Source organism: Modestobacter marinus, assembly GCF_011758655.1.
GTDB lineage: Bacteria > Actinomycetota > Actinomycetes > Mycobacteriales > Geodermatophilaceae > Modestobacter > Modestobacter marinus.
Genome location: NZ_JAAMPA010000001.1, coordinates 1,509,524 through 1,528,051, shown reverse-complemented (window position 1 = coordinate 1,528,051; position 18,528 = coordinate 1,509,524). Strand labels below are relative to the sequence as shown.

Sequence of the window (18,528 nt, the reverse complement as noted above, 5' to 3'; positions counted from 1 at the left end):
GTTATCGGATCGTTGTGCAATTCATGTGCGACAGAAACGTTCATGCGCTGTGACCCGATCGTTATGCACCCCGGGTGTGTGAGGGCGGGGATATGCGGTCATGCCTTTGAGCGACCGCTTCCCCCGAACTCAGGAGCACCCCATGAACAAGCTCGTCCGCGGCGTCTCCGCCGCCACCTTCTCCGGCCTCCTCGTCTTCGGCGTCTCCGCGTGCAGCGGTGAGAACGCGGACGACGACGGCACGGTGGAGGTCACCGAGACCGAGGAGCTCACCGAGACCGAGGAGCTCGAGACCGAGGTCACCGAGACCCTCGAGCCGACCGAGACCGAGACCGAGACCGAGGAAGAGGTCGTCGAGACCGAGACCGAGGTCGACACCGAGACCGAGACCGAGTTCGACGTCGACGTCACGGAGACCGAGGGCTGAGTCCTCGACCGATCGCTGGGGCACCAGACCAGTGAGCGCGACCGCATCCTCGGTCGTGCAACAGGAGACGGGCGGCACCTCCGGGCGCCGCCCGTCTTCTGTGCGTCGCCCGCCGCCCGGCGTCCTGCGGTGGGCGGTGCCCCTGGCGCTGCTCGCCCTGGCCGCCGCCATCCGGTTGTGGGACCTCGGCGACCCGGTCCGCCTCTACTTCGACGAGAAGTACTACGCCGTCGACGCCTCCGACTACCTGACCCGGGGCGTCGAGGAGGGCCGCCCGGCCCATCCGCCCCTGGGCAAGTGGGTGATCGCGGCCGGCATCGAGCTGTTCGGCGCCACCCCGTTCGGCTGGCGCATCGGCGTGGCCACCGCCGGCTCGCTGACCGTGCTGCTCACCTACCTCAGCGGGCTCCGGCTCTTCCGCCGGATGGCCCCGGCGGCGCTGGCCGCCGTCCTCGTCGCCCTGGACGGCCTCGCGGTGACGTCCAGCCGGATCGCGATGCTCGATGCGGTCCTCGCCCTCTTCGTGCTGGCCGCGTTCTGGCTCGTGCTCCTCGACCGGGACGCCCGCCGCCGCACCCGGACCGCCGGGGAGTCACTCCGCCGGTCCTTCGTCGGCTCCCGCTACCGCTGGCTGGCCGGGCTCGCGCTCGGGCTCGCGGTGGCCACCAAGTGGTCCGGCCTGCTCGCCGTCGGCCTGGTCGGCCTGCTGGTGCTGGGCACCGAGCTCAGCGGCCGCGGCGAGACGGCCCGCCGGGCGACCCGCCGCGCGCTGGCGGTCACCGGCGGGGCCGTGCTGAGCCTGCTGCTGGTCCCCGCCGCCGTCTACGTCGCCAGCTTCGCGGGCTGGTTCGCCAACTACCCCGAGAGCTACGCCGCCCAGCAGGCCTGCGAGGCCGGCGACTGCGGCACCTCGGTGGGCGACCGGCTGGGGAGCTGGGCGCAGAGCCAGGTCGACCTGGTCGACTACCACGTGGGCCTGGAGGCGACCCACCCCTACCGCTCGAGCCCGCTCGGGTGGCCCTGGCTGGAACGGCCGGTGCTGGTCTACGCCGAGAGCTGCACCACCGCGCAGCAGGAGGACGGCGAGTGCGAGGTGCCGCCGGACACCCGGGCCCGCATCGTCATGCTCGGCAACCCCGGCCTGTGGTGGCCGGCCCTGCTGGCCTACCCGGTGCTGATCTGGCGGGCGGTCGCCCGCCGGGACGGCGTAGCGGCCACCATCCTGGTCCCGCTGGCCCTGCTGTGGGCTCCCTGGCTGGCCGAGAACAAGCCCGGCTACTTCTTCTACATGGTGCCGGTGGTGCCCTTCATCGCCCTGGCCCTGGTCCGTGCGGTGCAGGCGACCCGGCGGCCACGGCTGGCCGGTGCGGTGGCGCTCGCCCTCTCCGTGGCCGGGTTCGCCTTCTTCGCCCCCGTCTGGCTGGGCATCCCCCTGACGTCCGACGCCCTGGACCTGCGGTTCTGGCTCGACTCCTGGAGGTGAGGACGGCCCCGGGGACGGGGCCGGAGACGGGGCCGACGCCGACCCACCGGGGTGCTGCCACCTAGGGTCGCCTCGACCGACGTGCCGTCCCGGCGCAGCGACCGTCCTCGCCCGTCCGACCGCCGGAGGCCCTCGGTGCCCGCCAACCCCCCATCCGGTCCCGACGCGGACCGGTCCGGGCTCTCCCGTCCGGATCCACCCTCCCGGGCGGAGAGCGCCGGGGAACGGCTGCTCGGTTCGCTCATCGACCGGGCCCACGTGCTGCCCCCGCGACTGGTGGCGCCGCTCGTGGCGCAGGAACTGGCCGCGGTCGGCGGCCGGGACATCGCCATCTGGCTGCAGGACTTCGACCAGAAGACCCTGCTGCCGCTGGAGGGCGAGGGGTTGCAGGACAACGAGCCGGTCGCCATCGACGGCAGCCCGCCCGGACGCGCCTTCGCCACCGACTCGACCGTCGAGCTCGTCCAGCCGGACGGCAGCGTCCGCCTCCACCTGCCGATGCTCGACGGCTCGGACCGGGTCGGGGTGCTGTCCTTCACCCTCTCCGAGGTCGACGACGACGACCGCCGGCTGGCCCGGCGGCTGGCCGGCCTGGTGGCCGACATGCTGATCACCAAGGGCAAGTACACCGACGCGTTCTTCAACGGCCGCCGCGGGCGCGAGATGAGCCTGACCGCCCAGATCCAGTGGCAGCTGCTGCCGCCGCTGAGCATGGTGACCCCGCGGGTCACCCTGGCCGGCATCCTGGAGCCCGCCTACGACGTCGGGGGCGACAGCTTCGACTACGCGCTGAACGAGCACGCCCTCCAGCTGTGCATCATCGACGCGATGGGCCACGGGCTCGATGCCGCGACGATGGCCACGGTGGCCGTGGCCGCCTACCGGCACGCCCGCCGGGCTGGCATCGGGCTGGTCGACCTCTACGCCGAGATGGACGCCGCCATCGCCACGCAGTTCCCCGGCCGGTTCGCCACGGCGCAGATGGGCGAGCTGGACACCGTCAGCGGCGAGCTGACCTGGGTGAACGCCGGGCACCCCGCCCCGCTGCTGCTCCGCGGCCGGCGGGTGGTGCGCGAGCTGACCGGGCCGACCACCCGGCCGGTCGGGTTCGGCGGCGGCACGCCGCGGGTGCAGTCCGTCCAGCTCGAGCCCGGCGACCGGGTGCTGTTCTTCACCGACGGGGTGGTGGAGGAGCGGCTGCCCGGCGGCCTGCAGTTCGGGGAGGACCGGCTGCACGACCTGGTGGCCCGGGCCGGTGCCGACCAGCTGAACGTGGTGGAGACCGTGCGCCAGCTCTCCCACGCCCTGATGGCCGGTCGCGGCGGCATGACCAGCGACGACGCCACCCTCCTGCTGGTCGAGTGGTCCGGCCCCAGCGGTGACGAGGAGCTCCGCGCGGACGCCGCCGCGAGCGTGCGGGACGTCGACGCCGCGGATCGCTGACCTCGCCGGCGTCCGGCGGGTCCGGCCGCTGACCTCGGTGGCGTTTGTCGATCTCGCGCCCCGGGGACGCCGAGCCGGTGACGAGCACCGCCCAGCGCCCTGCCGACCCGAAGACCGTCGCCGGGGGCTCCGCCTCCGTGCGCACCCGGCGCATCCGGGAGACCGCCCGGGAGGTGCTCGGCTTCGACGGGTTCCGCCCCGGCCAGGAGGACGCCATGAAGGCGGTCGCCGCCGGCCGGGACACCCTGGCCGTGCTGCCGTCGGGGGCCGGCAAGTCCGCGGTCTACACCGTCGCCGGGCTGCTGCTGGACGGCCCGGTCGTCATCGTCTCCCCGCTCATCGCCCTGCAGCGTGACCAGGTGCAGCGCCTGGAGGAGCTCGGCGAGGAGCGGGTCGGCCGGGCCGCGGTGCTCAACTCCGGGCTGTCCGCGCTCGAGCACCAGGCCGTGCTGGACGGCGTCCGTGACGGAACGGTCCGCTACTGCTTCCTCGCCCCGGAGCAGCTGGCCAAGCAGGAGGTGGTTCAGGCGCTCCGGACGTCCGCGCCGGCGCTGTTCGTCGTCGACGAGGCGCACTGCGTCTCCGCCTGGGGCCACGACTTCCGCCCCGACTACCTGCGCCTGGGCGGGGTCGTCCAGCAGCTGGGCCACCCGACGGTGCTCGCGCTGACCGCGACCGCCGCACCGCCGGTGCGGGCCGAGATCGTCGAGCGGCTGGAGATGACCGACCCGGAGGTCGTGGTCGCCGGCTTCGACCGCCCGGAGATCCGGCTGGAGGTCGAGCAGCGGGCCGACGGCCACGCCAAGCACACCGCCGTGCTCGACCGGGTGACCGCGCTGACCGAGCAGGGCAGCGGGATCCTCTACAGCGCCACCCGTCGCAGCACCGAGGAGCTCGCCGACGCCCTCACCGAGCGGGGCCTGCGCGCCCGGGCGTACCACGCGGGGCTGAAGAAGAGCGACCGCGAGGAGGTCCAGCGCCAGTTCATGGCCGACGAGCTGGACGTCGTCGTCGCCACCACGGCCTTCGGCATGGGCATCGACAAGCCGGAGACCCGGTTCGTCGTGCACGCCGAGCCGGCCGACTCGGTCGACAGCTACTACCAGGAGATCGGCCGGGCCGGCCGCGACGGCGAGCCGGCGGTGGCCGTGCTGGTGTACCGCCAGGAGGACCTGGGGCTGCGCAAGTTCTTCGCCGCCGGCGCCCCGGCCGAGGAGGAGCTGCAGCAGGTCGCCGGGCTGGTGCAGGCCGGGGCGGCCGCCGGGCTGGACGGCGTCGACGTGCACGGGCTGCGGGAGGAGACCGGCCGGCCGGCGACCCCGCTGGTCCGCGACCTGAACCTGCTGGAGCAGGCCGGGGCCGTCGTCCTGGACGACGAGGGGACGGCGTCCCCCGCTCCCGACGCACCGCCCCCCGGCGAGGCGGCGGCCGCCGCCCGGGAGCTCGCCGAGCACCACGTCCGGGTCGACGAGAGCCGGATCGAGATGATGCGCGGCTACGCCGAGACGACCGGCTGCCGGCGGCAGTTCCTGCTCGGCTACTTCGGCGAGCAGCTGGACTCCCCGTGCGGCAACTGCGACAACTGCAGCGCCGGGCTCTCCCAGGAGCAGCACACCGCCGACGCCGACCACCCCTTCCCGGTGGACCTGGCCGTCGAGCACACCGAGTGGGGCCCCGGCGTCGTCATGCGGCACGAGGACGACCGGATCGTCGTCCTGTTCGAGGAGGTCGGCTACAAGACCCTCGCCCTGAAGACGGTGCTGGACAACGACCTGCTGCGGCGACGGGCCGGGTGACCGCGGCTCACGCGGCCAGGGCGGCGCGTGCCCGGGCGGCGAGGCCGGCGGGGTCGTCCGCGGCCAGCCGGACGGCGGTGACCCGCTGCGGGCCGGCGGGCAGCGGGAGCACCAGCGGCTCGCGCAGCACCACGTCCACCGTCGTCTGACTCCCGACCACCACGTTCAGGACGACGCCGTCCGGCCCCTCGTCCAGCTGGACCGCCCGGGACCCCTCGCGGCTGCGACGGTGCACCGCCACGGCGGCCACGGCCTCCCAGGGGACGAACACGTCCAGCGACACGCCGTGGCGGACCCGCAGCCCGGTGGCGTCCAGCAGGTGCGGCCTGACGGTCTGACTTGCGGTGAACCCGAGCATCCAGAGCACGCCCCAGATCCCGAGGACGTCCAGCACCAGCCGCACGGTCGGCCACGGGACGAGCACGTGCACGACCACCACCTCGATCGAGGACACGACGATGAAGGCCCACAGGACCGGGAGGACGGCGCCGACGTACCGGAAGGGCACCGTGCCGGGCGGGGCGTCGGGTCGGCGGAGCACCCACCGCGGCAGGGTCCGGTAGGAGCGCAGCTCGGCGGCGAGCAGCCGCCTGGCCGACGACCACCACCGGCTCATCGCGGCTGCTCCGCGCTCCCGGTCAGCGCGTCCCGCAGCCGGACGAGCACGACGTCCAGGCCGTCGACCAGACCGGCGAACACCTGGTCGGGGAGGTCGGCGAACAGCAGGTCGGCCAGCTGCTGCCGGCCCTGCACGAGGTCGGTCGCCACCTGGGCGCCGTGCGCGGTCAGGGTGACCAGACTGGCGCGCCGATCGGTCGGGTGCGGCTGCCGGGTGACGAACCCGCCGGCCACCAGGCCGTCGACGAGGCCGGTGACCGCACGAGGGCTGACCCCCAGGGCATCGGACAGCGTCCGCTGGGTGCTGGGGCCCCGCCGGTGGGCCTCCCAGAGGAGGTGGGTGCGCGCCGTGGAGAGGCCTCGCGCGGCGAGGTCCCGCTCCATGTCGGCGCCGAGCAGGACCGTCAGTTCCAGCACCCGGTCGAGCGCGCCCCCTCGGTCGGACGACGACGTCGGTGTCGCAGACATGTGGTGAAGCTACTTCACCATGTAGACACGTACCAACTGCGCGTCCGTCACCTCGACCGAGCCGGGGCCTCGCCGGGGGTCGTCTCCGCCAGCAACCGGCGGAAGTCCGCGAGCCGCACCGGCTTGGTGAGGAAGCCCTCCACCCCTGCCGCGGCGAACGCGGCCCGCTGGTCCTCACCCGTGCTGGCGGTCAGCGCCACCAGCCGGGTCGCACCGGCCGGGCCGGGCAGCGCCCGGATGGCCGCGGCCGCCTCCACGCCGGACATCCGCGGCATCTGGTTGTCCAGCAGGACCAGGTCGAAGTGCTCCCGCTGCACGGCCGCGACGGCCTCGTCCCCGTCCTCGACGGTGACCACCTCGGCGCCGGCACTGCCCAACAGGGCCGCGGCGACCATGAGGTTGACCTCGCTGTCGTCGGCGATCAGCACCCTGGGCGGTCGCCGTCCACCGGGCGGCGCCGCGTCGACCGGGGCCGGCGCCGGGTCGGCCGGCTCCGCGCCCGCCGCCGGGACGGGCACCGTCCGGGCGCGGGGCAGGTCCACCTCGACGACGAACACCGACCCGCTGCCCGGCGCGCTCTGCACGTCGACCCGGCCGCCCATCAGCTCGACCAGCTGCTGGCTCAGCGCCAGCCCCAGCCCGGTGCCGCCGTAGCGCTGCCCCTGGGCACCCTGGGAGAACGGCTGGAACAACCCGGCCAGCTCCTCGGCGCACATGCCCGCCCCGGTGTCGCGCACGGAGATGCGGAGCCGCACGAGCCCCGCCCCCGCCGCGGTGAGGCCGACCGAGACGGCGACCTGCCCCTGGGCGGTGAACTTGACCGCGTTCCCGACCAGGTTCATCAGCACCTGACGCAACCGGCCCGGGTCGCCCACGAGGAGCTGGTCGGCGGGTGCGTCCAGCACGACCGACAGCCCCTTGCGGGCGGCCACCGGGGTCATCGCCGCGGTGACGTCGCGGGCCACGGCGGTGGGGCTGAAGTCCTCGCTGGCCAGGTCGACGACGGTGGTCTCGGCCTTCGACAGGTCCAGCACGTCGTTGAGCAGCCGCAACAGCGCCTCGCCGGAGCGGCGGGCCACGGCCACGTACTCGGCCTGGCGTGCGGTCAGCCGCTCGAGCTCGAGCAGCTCCAGGGTGCCCAGCACGCCGTTGAGCGGGGTGCGGATCTCGTGGCTCGCGGCGGCGAGGAACGCGGTCTTCGCCCGCGTGCTGGCCAGTGCCTGGTCGCGCGCCTCGGTCAGCGCCGCCTCGGCCGCGACCCGGTCGGTGACGTCCCGCAGGAAGGCGTTGTACCGCCAGCCGTCCCGCCCGCGGCTGCGCCACAGCGTCAGCTCCAGCGGCAGCCGGCTGCCGTCCCGGCGCTGGCCGGTCACCTGCACCTGCTGGCCGAGGATCCGGGCCTCCCCGCCCGCCCGGAGCCGGGCCACGCCGGCCCGGTGCTGCGGTCGCAGCTCGGCCGGGACGATGAGCTCGGACAGGTCCCGCCCGACCGCCTCCTCGCGCGACCAGCCGAAGGTCTCCGCGGCCGCGGGGTTCCAGTCGACGACGACGTCGTCCTCGTCGACGGAGACGAGCGCGTCGGCGCAGGTCTCCACGAGGCCGGCGGCCTGTTCGGCGGCCTGGGCGAGGTCCTGGGCGGCGCGCACCCGCTCGGTGACGTCCCGCGCGGCAGAGTGCAGCTCCAGCACCCGGCCGTGCTCGTCCCGGATCGGGGCCAGCCGGGCCTCCAGCCAGCGCACCGACCGGTCGGCGTGCCCGGCCCGGAAGAGCACGGAGGCGCTGCGCCCCCCGGTGAGCACCCGCCGTGCGGCGTCCTGCACGTCCGCCAGGTCGTCGGGCTCGATCCGCAGCAGGTCCTCGACCCGGCCGCCGGTGACCGGTTCGTGGCCGAGCACGTTGCGCAGCGACGGGGACACGTAGCGGACGGTGCCGTCCGGCGCGTGCCGGGACAGCACGTCGGCCGAGCCCTCGGCCACGAGCCGGAAGAGCGCCGCCTGTCCGGCCGACTCCCTCGCCTGCTGGGCCTGCTCGATGAGGACGGCGGCCTGCCGGGCGAGGTCGGCCAGCGCCTCGAGCCGGGCGGGGACCAGCCGCCCCGGCTCCTCGGCGAACACGCAGAGCGACCCGATGACCCCGCCCCCGGCGAGCACGATCGGCGCCGAGGCGTAGAAGCGCACGCGCGCGGTCCGCCCGTCGACCCACGGGTTCCCGGCGAAGGCCGGCTCCAGGGCGGCGTCCGGCACGTGGCGCAGGTCCGGGCGGTCCAGGGCGAGGGCGCACATCGAGTCGGACACGTCGGTGGAGCCGCCGGTGAAGCCGACCTCCCCCACCTGGTGCTGGAAGCTCTCGTCGAGCAGGTTCACCACGGCCGTACGGGTGCCGCACAGCGCTGCGGCCACCCGGGTGAGGGCCTGCAGCTGCTCGACCGGGGCGTGCTCGGGCAGGCCGTGGGCCGTCAGCAGGTCTGCGCCACCGGGGACGGGCGGAGCCGGGAGGACCGGGGAGAGGGGCACCCCGTCCCATCGGCCCGACCGGGACGTTCCTGGAGTCCCGTCTCGCGGACCGGCGTCAGCTCAGAGCAGGCCGCGACGGCGCTGCTCGCGCAGCTCGGCGAAGACCAGCGCCCGGATCCGGTCCTCCTGCCGCTCGCCGAGCCCGATGAACCGCAGCGAGAGCTGCACCCGCTCCCCGGCGAGCGGCAGCGCCCGCACGACCTCGGCCTCGGTCCGGATCCGCTCCCCGTCCAGCTGCAGGGCCACCGGCACCACGGTGCCCACCTCGGCCCGCACGCCGGGGCGCGCCTCGACGGCGCAGCGGCAGCCGCCCTCGCTGAGGTCGAGGGTCGCGCCGGCGAGGTCCCCTCCGGGGAGGGTCACGCACACCGGGACGACCAGGGCGGACCGCACCGCGTCGCGGCGCTGGGCCCGCACGGTCGGCCCGGTCGGCCGGACCTCCCACAGCGGCTCCGGGCCGCCCAGGCGGACCGCGACGAACTCCACCGGCAGCGCCCGGAGCCCGTCGGCTCCCTTCCAGACGACGGTCAGCGCCTCGTCCGCGGCCAGCCGCACGGGTCGCCGCTCGTCGTCCTGACCGGCGACCAGCACCAGCTGGTCCGGACCCGCCTCGCGGACCCAGCTGAGGAGGGCCGTCGCCTGCTCCGCCAGCTCCAGGTCCACGACCGTGTTCACCTCGGGGCGGTCGTCCCCCGCACTCCCTGCTGCCATCGCCCGCTCCTCGGAGCTCCGGAGACCGGCTGCTCCAGTCCTGGTCAGCACATCGGCAGCCGCCGCCGCGCACCGGACCCCGCGCGGGGAGCGGGTCCCCCGTCGGCGGGTGATCCGTGCCGCTCACCGTGCGACTCCCGACCTCCGGCGTGATCATGAACGGGGACCGGGCCGATGGAGCCCGGCCGGGAGGAGTGCACGTGAAGGTGCTGGGCATCAACGCGATCTACCACGACCCCTCGGCGGCGCTGGTCGTCGACGGGGAGGTCGTCGCCGCGGCGGAGGAGGAGCGGTTCAGCCGGCGCAAGCACGGCAAGCGCCCGCTGCCCTGGAGCGCCTGGGAACTGCCCGAGCTGTCCGCGGCCTGGTGCCTGCGGCAGGCCGGCATCCGCCCCGAGGAGCTGGACGCGGTCGCCTACTCCTTCGACCCGGCACTGATGGGCACCCCGGAGGACTCGGGGCTGTTCGACGACGGCGACGTCATGCGCAAGAAGTACGCCGAGATGGCCCCGGACTTCCTGGCCCACGCCCTGCCCGGGCTGGACCCGGCGAAGGTCCGGTTCGTCAAGCACCACGTCGCGCACGCGGCGTCGGCCGGGCTGGCCGCCCCCCAGCGGGACAACGCGGTGCTGGTGCTCGACGGCCGCGGCGAGGCGCACAGCCACCTGGCCGGCCGCTACGTCGACGGGCAGCTGGAGGTGCTCGCCGGCCAGGCCCTGCCGCACTCCCTGGGCCTGATGTACGAAGAGCTCACCGACCACCTGGGCTTCCTGCGCAGCTCCGACGAGTTCAAGGTCATGGCGATGGCCAGCTACGGCAAGCCGCGCTTCGTCGGCGACCTCAGCGAGCTGATCCGGGCCACCGACGACGGCGGTTTCCGCACCGAGCGGATCGACTTCACCGAGTTCGCGCCCCGCCTGGGCAAGGGCGACCAGTGGACCTCCGACCACGCCGACCTCGCCGCCAGCGTCCAGCAGCGGCTGGAGGAGGTGCTGGTCGACCTGGCCCGCTGGGTGCACGAGCAGACCGGCGAGAAGACCCTCACCCTGGCCGGCGGCACCGCGCTCAACTGCGTGGCGAACACCCGGATCCTGGCCGAGAGCCCCTTCGAGCAGGTCTGGGTGCAGCCGGCCGCCGGCGACTCCGGGACGGCGCTGGGCGCGGCCCTGCACGTGGCCCGCGAGCTCGGCGAGGAGACCCAGCCGATGCCCGGTGCCGCGCTCGGCCGGGGCTGGTCCGACGACGAGATCGAGCAGGTGCTGATCACCGCGGCGATCGACTACGAGCGCCCGGACGACGTGGCCGAGGCCGTCGCCGAGGTGCTCGCCGACAACGGCATCGTCGCCTGGTTCCAGGGCCGCAGCGAGTACGGCCCGCGCGCGCTGGGCCACCGCTCGCTCATCGCCCACCCCGGCTTCGAGGCCAACCTCGAGCGGATGAACGACGTCAAGGGGCGGGAGCAGTTCCGCCCGGTGGCCCCGATGGTGCTGCTGGAGAAGGCGCCGGAGATCTTCAGCCGCGGCCCGATCCCCTCGCCGTACATGCTCTTCGTGCACGACGTGGCCCCCGAGTGGCGGGAGCGCATCCCCACGGTCACCCACGTCGACGGCACGGCCCGGATCCAGACCATCGACCCGGGGACGTCCCCGCTGGTGCACCGGATGATCTCGGCGTTCGAGCGGCGCACCGGGCTGCCGGTGGTGGTCAACACCAGCCTGAACACCGCCGGCCGGCCGATGGTCGACGACCCGCGGGACGCGCTGGAGTGCTTCGGCTCGGCGCCGGTCGACCTGCTGGCGATCGGCCCGTTCGTCGTCCGCCGACCGAAGGCGACCCCGCGCCCTTCGTGAGGTGACGATTCGGCAACGGCCACCACCCGATGGGGTGGTGGCCGTTTTCGTGCCGGTTGCCTGGGAATTCCCTGTGCGTGCCTGCCGAGCCACTGGCGGGCACGTGACCACACGGAGGCACCCATGTCCAACGCAGACCTGCCCGGCGCCGGCCACCGCGGGATGACCTGGCCGCAGATGCTCGCCATGGCGATCGGTGTCGTCTACACGCTCGTCGGCATCGTCGGCTTCTTCATCACCGGGTTCGACGACTTCGCCGAGCACACCGACGAGACGATCCTCGGGTTCGGCATCAACCCGCTGCACAACATCGTGCACCTGGTCATCGGCCTGGCCGGCATCGCGCTGGCCCGGAAGCTCAGCACCGCCCGCACCTACGGGTGGCTGCTCGCCGTCGGCTACGGGGCCGCCTTCGTCTACGGCCTGTTCGCCGCGGACGAAGAGGGCTCGCTCAACTTCCTGAGCATCAACTGGGCCGACAACTGGCTGCACCTGGCCAGCGTCATCGCCGGCCTGGCCATCGCGCTCGGCCCGGTGAAGACCGTGGACACCGCGCGCGGCTCGGACCACTCCCTGCGCCGCTGACCCCAGCGGCCGGGGGCGACTCCCGGCACACCGCTCCACCACGAGCGCCCGGACACCACCTGGTGTCCGGGCGCTCGTGCGTGTGGCACCGGGTGCCGACCCCGGTGCGTCCTGCGTCACGTCCGGCGCTAACGTCCGTCCATGGACTTCACCCTCTCCGCCAAGGCCGAGGACGTCAGTGGCCGGATGTGGGACTTCATGCGGGAACAGGTCTTCCCCGCTGAGCCCGTGTACGAGGAGTGGCGCGCCGCGCGCGGCCACGACGACCACGCCCATCCCCCGGTGCTGGAGGACCTCAAGGCCGAGGCGCGCAGGCGCGGCCTGTGGAACCTCTTCCACCACGAACTCGGCGGGATGACCAACCTCGAGTACGCCTCGATCGCCGAGATCATGGGCTGGTCGCCGGTGATCGCGCCGGAGGTGACCAACTGCGGGGCCCCGGACACCGGGAACATGGAGACCCTGATGCTCTTCGGCACGCCGGAGCAGAAGGAACGCTGGCTCACCCCGCTGCTGGAGGGCCAGATCCGGTCCGGGTTCGCGATGACCGAGCCGGACGTCGCCAGCTCCGACGCCCGCAACATCCAGACCTCGATCGTCCGGGACGGCGACGAGTACGTCATCAACGGGCGCAAGTGGTGGACCAGCGGTGCCGCCGACGAGCGCTGCGAGATCTTCATCCTGATGGGCAAGACCGACCCGGACGGCCCGCCGCACCGCCAGCAGTCGATGGTGCTGGTGCCGCGGGACACCCCGGGCCTGGAGATCGTCCGGCACCTGCCGGTGTTCGGCTACCAGGACCAGCACGGCCACTCGGAGCTGCGGTTCACCGACGTCCGGGTCCCGGTGTCGAACATCCTGTCCGGCGAGGGCGACGGGTTCATGATCGCCCAGGCGCGGCTGGGGCCGGGCCGGATCCACCACTGCATGCGCGCGATCGGGATGGCCGAGCGGGCGCTGGCGCTGATGGTCGAGCGGGCCAAGGCGCGCGTCGCCTTCGGCCGGCCGCTGGCCGAGCAGGGCACCGTGCGGGAGTCGATCGCGCTGTCCCGGATCGAGATCGACCAGGCCCGCCTCTACGTGCTGCAGACCGCCGACCTGATCGACCGCTTCGGCGCGAAGGGCGCCCGCACCGAGATCTCCGCGATCAAGGTGGCCGCGCCGCGGGTGGCGCTGGACGTCATCGACCGGGCCATCCAGCTGCACGGCGGCGCCGGGGTCAGCGGCGACACCGTGCTGGCCCGCTTCTACGCCAGCGCCCGCACGCTGCGGATCGTCGACGGCCCCGACGCGGTGCACATCCGCGGGGTCGCCAAGGAGGAACTGGCCCGCGAGCGCCCCTTCGCCGGCTGACGCCGGTGGGCCCGCCGCACGCCGGCGGGCCCACCGGTCACGGGGCCAGCGTGCCCCCGAACGCACCGCCGGCCAGCTTGGCCATCAACTGGGTGCGGTCGAGCCCGGCCGCGGCCAGCGCATCGCCGTCCCGGTCGGTGTCGATCTGCTCCGGCAGGTCCCCCTCCACCTTGTCCGCGGTGTCGTTGTCGCCCTCGGTGCGCAGCACCTGGACCAACTGCTCCCTGCTGATCTGCACGGCCACCTCCACTGCTCGACGTGTCGTCGGTCACACTGCCGCGTCGCCGGGCGATCCGCCAGAGGTCACGATCAGGTCACGGAGGCACCCCTGCGGGGCCGGTCACCGCGTCCTAGGGGGTGACGACGGGGGGAACCGGTGAGAGCCGAGCACGAGGCAGCGTTCGAGGCGTTCGTCGCCGCGCGCTCCGACGACCTGCTGCGGGTCGGCTTCCTGCTGACCGCCGACCGCGGCCACGCCGAGGACCTGCTGCAGACCGCGCTGCTCAAGGCCTACCGGCACTGGGGCCGGATCTCCGGCGCGGACGCCTACCCCTACGTGCGCAAGGTGCTGGTGACCAGCGCGGCGAGCTGGCGCCGCCGGCGCACCACCCAGGAGATCGTCTCCCTCCCGGCGCACGACGCCCCCGAACCCGACCAGACCGACGCGTTCGCCGAGCGCGACGCCATGGCGGCGGCGCTGGCCACCCTGCCGCCGCGGATGCGTGCGGTCCTGGTGCTCCGCTACGGCGAGGACCTCGGCGAGGCCGCCACCGCAGCGGCGCTGGGCTGCTCGGTCAACACCGTGAAGAGCCAGACCACCCGCGGACTCGCCCGGTTGCGCGCCGTCCTGCCCGCCCGTGCCCTCGAGGAGCGCTGAGATGGACCTGATCGACGTCGAGACCGAGCTGCGCACGCACCTCGCCACCCGCCCGGTGCCCCGCGCCCCGGAGGGCCTGGCCGAGCGCACCCGGGTGCGGCACCGCCGGCAGCGCCGTCAGCAGGCGGCGGTGGTCGGCGTGGGGCTGGCCGTGCTGCTGGTCTTCGGCTCGGTCCCGGTGCTGCGCGGCCTGCTGCCCGAGGTCGGCTCGTCCGACACCGCAGCGCCGTCGTCCAGCACGCCGCTGCCCAGCCTCTACGACCTGCCGACCCGCGGCACGCTCGCCGACGACGAGGACTGGCTCGCCGGCGTCGCCGCCCTGGACTGGGGGTCGGACGACCCGGCCTACGCGCCCACCCCGCCGACCGAGTCACACCGGGTGGCCTTCGCCGGGGACACGGCCACCGGGCGCGTCGCACTGGTGCTCGGCCAGGAGGACGCGCAGCTGTCCTCGGTCTGGTTCACCGGCCCGGCCGGAGCGCGACCGGAGGAGATGACGCCGGCCACCCAGCCGCAGGAGACCTTCCCGGACCAGCCGCAGCTGCTGCTCGACGTCACCGATCCAGCCGCCTCCCGCGGCGTGCTGATCGCCGTCAGCCGGCCCGGCGACGAGTTCGCGCACACCGCCGGGTCCTCGGTCGCCGCGGACGGCTCGGTGACGACCGAGTTCGCGTCGGTCGAGGCGGCCGACGGGGTGGCCACCGTCGACGTCCCCGCACCGACCGGCTGGCTCTTCGGTCAGCAGGTCCAGGTGGTCCGGGACGGCGTCACCGCCTACACGCTGCCGGTGGGGCTCAGCGACCGCGCCTCCGAAGCGGCCACTGCGCCGATCCCGGTCGCCGATCCGCGGGGCCTGCGGTCAGCAGCCAACGAGACCTGGCTGCAAGGGCTGCTCCAGCAGATGCTCGGCCACTACGGGGTCCGCCCGGAGGAGGTCGCACCCACGCTGCTGGCCGTCGGGTCCCCCACCGGCAGCGCAGCCGAGCAGATCATCATGGTCGGCCTCACGTTCCCCTCCGGGGCCACGGTGACCTGGACCGGCCGCTCCATCGCCGACACCCGCAGCAGCGACACCTGGACGGTCGCCGGCGCACCCGCTGCCGCGGGGCCCGAGCTGCTGGACCGGCTGTTCGCCCTGCCGATCTCGGGTGGTCACCTGGCCGTGAGCGGGCCGCTCACCGGCGTCACCGCCGAGGTCCTCGACCGGGACGGCGGGCTGCTCACCACCCTGCCCCTGGTGTCCGGCGGCGGTGCAGGAGCTGTTCCCCCGCCGGGGACGGCGGCGACGGTCAGGGTCCGCGATGCCGCGGGCACCGTGGTCGCCGAGGGGCCGCTGACCGAGCTGGGCCGATGACCGGGGAACCGGCGTCGGTCACCGCGATGCGGCAGCTGGCCGCCGAGGCGCGGGAACGGTCGGCGCCGCGGTGGAGGTCAGCTCGACTGCGCCCGGCGCACCAGGAGGCCGCCCACCGCCGCCACCACCAGGCCGACCACCACCTGGGCGATGCCGATCGCACCGCGGTCGCTGCCGAACCAGGTGACGCTGGAGACCAGCAGGACGGCGGCGACCGCCAGCAGGAACAGGCCGATCAGCCGCTCTCGGGGGGCCCGCGGCTCCGGTGACGTCATGCGGTCGACCCTCTCAGACCCGGCTGAGAACGGTTCCAGCGCACCGGGACCCCACACGCGGCCCCGCCGGTGACAGGCTGGGGCCGTGCACGGGGACGACCGACCGGCGGTGACGATCGAGCACGTGGCTCGCGCGGCAGGCGTCTCCCGGGCCACCGTCTCCCGGGTGCTCACCGGCTCCGGCCCGTCCTCCGCCGACGCCGGTCAGCGGGTGCGTGCCGCGGCCGAGCGGCTGGGCTACACCGCCGACCCGGTGGCCCGCGCCCTGGTCCACGGCCGCGGCACGCGCCTCGTGGTGGCGGTGACCAGCGCGTCCCCGACCGAGCTGGTCGACTGCCCCTACGTCTCCCGGGTGGTCGGCTCCACCGCGCAGCGCTGCGCCAGCGAGGGGCTCGGGGTGGCGCTCCAGTGGCTGCCCCTCGACGCGCCGGAGCCCACCCTCGACGCGCTCGCCCGGGACCGCTCGGTCGCCGGGGTGGTGCTGGTGAACACCACCCGCCGGGTGCTCGACGCCGTGCCGCCCCGGCTGGTCGGGCGGGTGGCCTCCATCGGCGCCGGCTCCCCCACCGTGCCCCTGGTCGACGTCGACACCAGCGCCGCCGCTGCGGCGCTCACCGCACACCTGCTCAGCACGGGTCGCCGGCGGATCGCGATGCTGGCAGGGCCGCCGTGGCTGCCCTGCGCCGAGCGCCCGGTCACCGCGCACCGGGCCGCCGTCCGCGCCGCGGGCCTGCCGGAACGGGTGCTGGCCGGGGACTTCACCGCCGAGAGCGGCCGGCGGGGCGCTGTCGAGGCGCTGCGCCGCTGGCCGGACACCGACGCCCTGTACGCGATCTGCGACGAGACCGCCCTGGGCGCGATCCAGGCGCTCCGGGCGCTGGGCCGCCGCGTACCCGAGGACGTCGCGGTGACCGGCTTCGACGACCTGCCGCTGGCCGCGTTCAGCGGGCCGGCGCTGACCACCGCGACCCACCCGGTCGAGCAGATCGCCGCCCGCGCGGCCGGGAGCCTGCTCGACCGGGACCGGACGACCGTCACCCTCTTCCCCTCCGAGCTGGTGGTCCGGCAGAGCGCCTGAGCGGGGCGCTCAGATCGCGGCGGGGTACCGCGAGTGCTCGGGGAAGTTGCCGTACAGCAGCTCGTTCTCCGCGCCCTGGCTCACGGCCTGGACCAGCAGCTCGCCGCCGACGAAGCAGCCCAGCCAGGACGCGCCCCGGCCACCGAACGGCTCGGCGCGGTCGCCGCGGGAACGGGGTGCGTTGATCCCGACCTTGAACGCCTGCACCTCCCGGGCCAGCCGGCGGGCCTTGTCCTCGTCGTCGCAGGCCAGGCTGGCGACCAGCGCGCCGTTGGAGGCGTTCATCTGGGCCAGCAGCTCCGCCTCGGAGTCGACCACGACGATGGTGTCCACCGGGCCGAACGGCTCGGCGTGCATCAGCGCGCTGGCCCCGGCGGGGGAGAGCAGCGCGGCCGGGGCGACGTAGGCGGAGGTGTCCTGACCGGTGATGAACCGGCCGTCGGCGACGCTGCCCCGGTACAGCGGGACCGCACCCCGGTGCATCGCGTCGTCCACCCGGCGGCCCAGCTCCTGGGCCTTGGCGGCGCTGATCACCGGGCCGAAGTCCAGGGTGGGGAGGTCGTCGCCGTCGGCCTCGACGGCCAGCGGGTGGCCGAACCGCAGCGACTGCACGACCGGCAGGTAGGTGGCCAGGAACTGGTCGACGAGCTTCCGCTGGACGACGTAGCGCGGGTAGGCGGTGCAGCGCTGCTTGCCGTACTCGAACCCCTTCTTCAGGTGCGCGGCCAGCCCGGCCCAGTCGGAGAACTCCCAGATCCCCCAGGCGTTGAGCCCCTCCTGCTCGAGCATGTGCCGCTTGCCGGTGTCCAGCAGGTCCGCGGCGACCTTGCCGCCGTTGGAGCGGCCGCCGACGAAGGCCAGCGCGCCGATCTCCGGGGAGCGCACCAGCACCGACGACAGCTCCGCGCCGCCGCCGGAGAGCAGGGTGACCGGCAGGCCCTCGCGGGCCATCAGCGCGTGCGCCAGCGTCAGGCAGGCCGCCCCGCCCTGGGACGGCGTCTTGGCCAACACCGCGTTGCCGGCCAGCAGCTGCACCAGCTCGGCGTGCACCAGCACCGACATCGGGTAGTTCCAGCTGGCGATGTTGGACACCGGGCCGGCCAGCGGGGCCCGGTCGCCGAGCATGGTGTCGATCTCCTCGACGTACCAGCGGACGCCGTCCAGCGCCCGGTCGACGTCGGCGCAGGCCAGCCGCCACGGCTTGCCGATCTCCCAGGCCAGCAGCAGCGCCAGCTCGTCGCGGGCGGCGGCCATCGCCTCGACGGCGGCGGTGACCCGGGCCTTGCGCTCGGCCAGCGGGGTCCGTGCCCACTCCCGGTGCGCGGCCGTGGCGGCCAGGACGGCGTGCTGTGCCTCGCCGGCGGACAGCCGGGGGAGCCCGATCAGCTTCGTCCCGTCGACCGGGGTGACCATCGGCTCGGGGCTGCCGACCGGCCGCCAGGCGCCGTCCACCAGGTTGTGCAGCCGGTCGGTGCCGAACGCCTCCGGGGCGAGCTCGGCGGCGCGGCCGAGGACGGCGGCCCACTCGGTGCCGGGCTTGACGTGCAGGGCGGGAGGAGTCGTCGCGGCTGCCATGGCGGCACTCTGCCAGTCGTCTCGGACGTCTGGTAGCCAACGTGATCCACTGCACAGCTCCGATCGTTGCTGGACCGTGATCCTGGGGCCGGGCGACCCCCGGCGCGGCAGGGCACAGTGAG

Annotated in this window: 17 protein-coding genes; 10 read left to right on the top strand and 7 right to left on the bottom strand. The window is 74.5% G+C overall.

Annotated features, from left to right (window positions below):
* Positions 1-142 precede the first annotated feature (142 nt).
* The 4 genes from FB380_RS07160 (at position 143) to FB380_RS07145 (ending at position 5,149) form a co-directional block, all read left to right on the top strand.
* Entirely contained in the window at positions 143-427 is a 285-nt protein-coding gene (locus FB380_RS07160; RefSeq protein WP_166754471.1) for a hypothetical protein, read from the top strand.
* Between the two features lie 136 nt (positions 428-563).
* The gene (locus FB380_RS07155; protein WP_166754470.1) at positions 564-1,910 is read left to right on the top strand and encodes a phospholipid carrier-dependent glycosyltransferase; all 1,347 of its coding nucleotides are present in this window, start codon (positions 564-566) and stop codon (positions 1,908-1,910) included.
* Positions 1,911-2,045: 135 nt separating this feature from the next.
* The gene (locus tag FB380_RS25880) at positions 2,046-3,353 is read left to right on the top strand and encodes a PP2C family protein-serine/threonine phosphatase (RefSeq protein WP_166754469.1); all 1,308 of its coding nucleotides are present in this window, start codon (positions 2,046-2,048) and stop codon (positions 3,351-3,353) included.
* A gap of 77 nt (positions 3,354-3,430) precedes the next feature.
* The gene (locus tag FB380_RS07145) at positions 3,431-5,149 is read left to right on the top strand and encodes a RecQ family ATP-dependent DNA helicase (protein WP_229681781.1); all 1,719 of its coding nucleotides are present in this window, start codon (positions 3,431-3,433) and stop codon (positions 5,147-5,149) included.
* A 7-nt stretch (positions 5,150-5,156) separates the two neighbouring features.
* Here the strand turns inward: FB380_RS07145 and FB380_RS07140 are convergent, their stop codons facing one another.
* From FB380_RS07140 to FB380_RS07125, 4 genes are read right to left on the bottom strand one after another with little or no spacing between them, the layout of a single operon-like run.
* Complete coding sequence (locus tag FB380_RS07140; protein WP_166754468.1) at positions 5,157-5,765, bottom strand: hypothetical protein; 609 nt, start codon at positions 5,763-5,765, stop codon at positions 5,157-5,159.
* Positions 5,762-6,235 (bottom strand): MarR family winged helix-turn-helix transcriptional regulator, encoded by a 474-nt coding sequence (locus FB380_RS07135; protein ID WP_166754467.1) that lies wholly within the window; start codon positions 6,233-6,235, stop codon positions 5,762-5,764. Before FB380_RS07135 ends, FB380_RS07140 begins: the two co-directional genes overlap by 4 nt.
* 47 nt (positions 6,236-6,282) lie before the next feature.
* Entirely contained in the window at positions 6,283-8,748 is a 2,466-nt protein-coding gene (locus FB380_RS07130) for a PAS domain S-box protein (protein WP_166754466.1), read from the bottom strand.
* A 60-nt stretch (positions 8,749-8,808) separates the two neighbouring features.
* Positions 8,809-9,459, bottom strand: a complete 651-nt coding sequence (locus FB380_RS07125) for a flagellar brake protein (RefSeq protein ID WP_166754465.1) — start codon at positions 9,457-9,459, stop codon at positions 8,809-8,811.
* Between the two features lie 200 nt (positions 9,460-9,659).
* On the opposite strand from FB380_RS07125, the gene FB380_RS07120 reads away from it, so the two are divergent.
* The 3 genes from FB380_RS07120 (at position 9,660) to FB380_RS07110 (ending at position 13,247) form a co-directional block, all read left to right on the top strand.
* Positions 9,660-11,309, top strand: coding sequence for a carbamoyltransferase family protein (locus tag FB380_RS07120; RefSeq protein WP_166754464.1), 1,650 nt, complete (start codon positions 9,660-9,662; stop codon positions 11,307-11,309).
* 123 nt (positions 11,310-11,432) lie between these two features.
* Positions 11,433-11,894: a DUF4383 domain-containing protein gene (locus FB380_RS07115; protein WP_166754463.1), complete on the top strand. Its 462-nt coding sequence runs from the start codon at positions 11,433-11,435 to the stop codon at positions 11,892-11,894.
* A gap of 141 nt (positions 11,895-12,035) precedes the next feature.
* The gene (locus tag FB380_RS07110; protein ID WP_166754462.1) at positions 12,036-13,247 is read left to right on the top strand and encodes an acyl-CoA dehydrogenase family protein; all 1,212 of its coding nucleotides are present in this window, start codon (positions 12,036-12,038) and stop codon (positions 13,245-13,247) included.
* A 37-nt stretch (positions 13,248-13,284) separates the two neighbouring features.
* Here FB380_RS07110 and FB380_RS07105 read toward each other — a convergent pair whose 3' ends face one another.
* Positions 13,285-13,485, bottom strand: a complete 201-nt coding sequence (locus tag FB380_RS07105; protein WP_166754461.1) for a hypothetical protein — start codon at positions 13,483-13,485, stop codon at positions 13,285-13,287.
* 138 nt (positions 13,486-13,623) lie between these two features.
* On the opposite strand from FB380_RS07105, the gene FB380_RS07100 reads away from it, so the two are divergent.
* Both FB380_RS07100 and FB380_RS07095 read left to right on the top strand, forming a co-directional pair.
* Positions 13,624-14,124, top strand: a complete 501-nt coding sequence (locus tag FB380_RS07100; protein ID WP_166754460.1) for a SigE family RNA polymerase sigma factor — start codon at positions 13,624-13,626, stop codon at positions 14,122-14,124.
* 1 nt (position 14,125) lies between these two features.
* Entirely contained in the window at positions 14,126-15,478 is a 1,353-nt protein-coding gene (locus tag FB380_RS07095) for a hypothetical protein (RefSeq protein ID WP_166754459.1), read from the top strand.
* A gap of 77 nt (positions 15,479-15,555) precedes the next feature.
* Here FB380_RS07095 and FB380_RS07090 read toward each other — a convergent pair whose 3' ends face one another.
* Complete coding sequence (locus FB380_RS07090; protein WP_166754458.1) at positions 15,556-15,753, bottom strand: hypothetical protein; 198 nt, start codon at positions 15,751-15,753, stop codon at positions 15,556-15,558.
* Positions 15,754-15,877: 124 nt separating this feature from the next.
* On the opposite strand from FB380_RS07090, the gene FB380_RS25875 reads away from it, so the two are divergent.
* Positions 15,878-16,831, top strand: coding sequence for a LacI family DNA-binding transcriptional regulator (locus tag FB380_RS25875; RefSeq protein ID WP_166754457.1), 954 nt, complete (start codon positions 15,878-15,880; stop codon positions 16,829-16,831).
* A gap of 9 nt (positions 16,832-16,840) precedes the next feature.
* On the opposite strand, the gene FB380_RS07080 is transcribed toward FB380_RS25875, so the two are convergent.
* Positions 16,841-18,406 (bottom strand): aldehyde dehydrogenase family protein, encoded by a 1,566-nt coding sequence (locus FB380_RS07080; protein ID WP_166754456.1) that lies wholly within the window; start codon positions 18,404-18,406, stop codon positions 16,841-16,843.
* Positions 18,407-18,528: the final 122 nt, after the last annotated feature.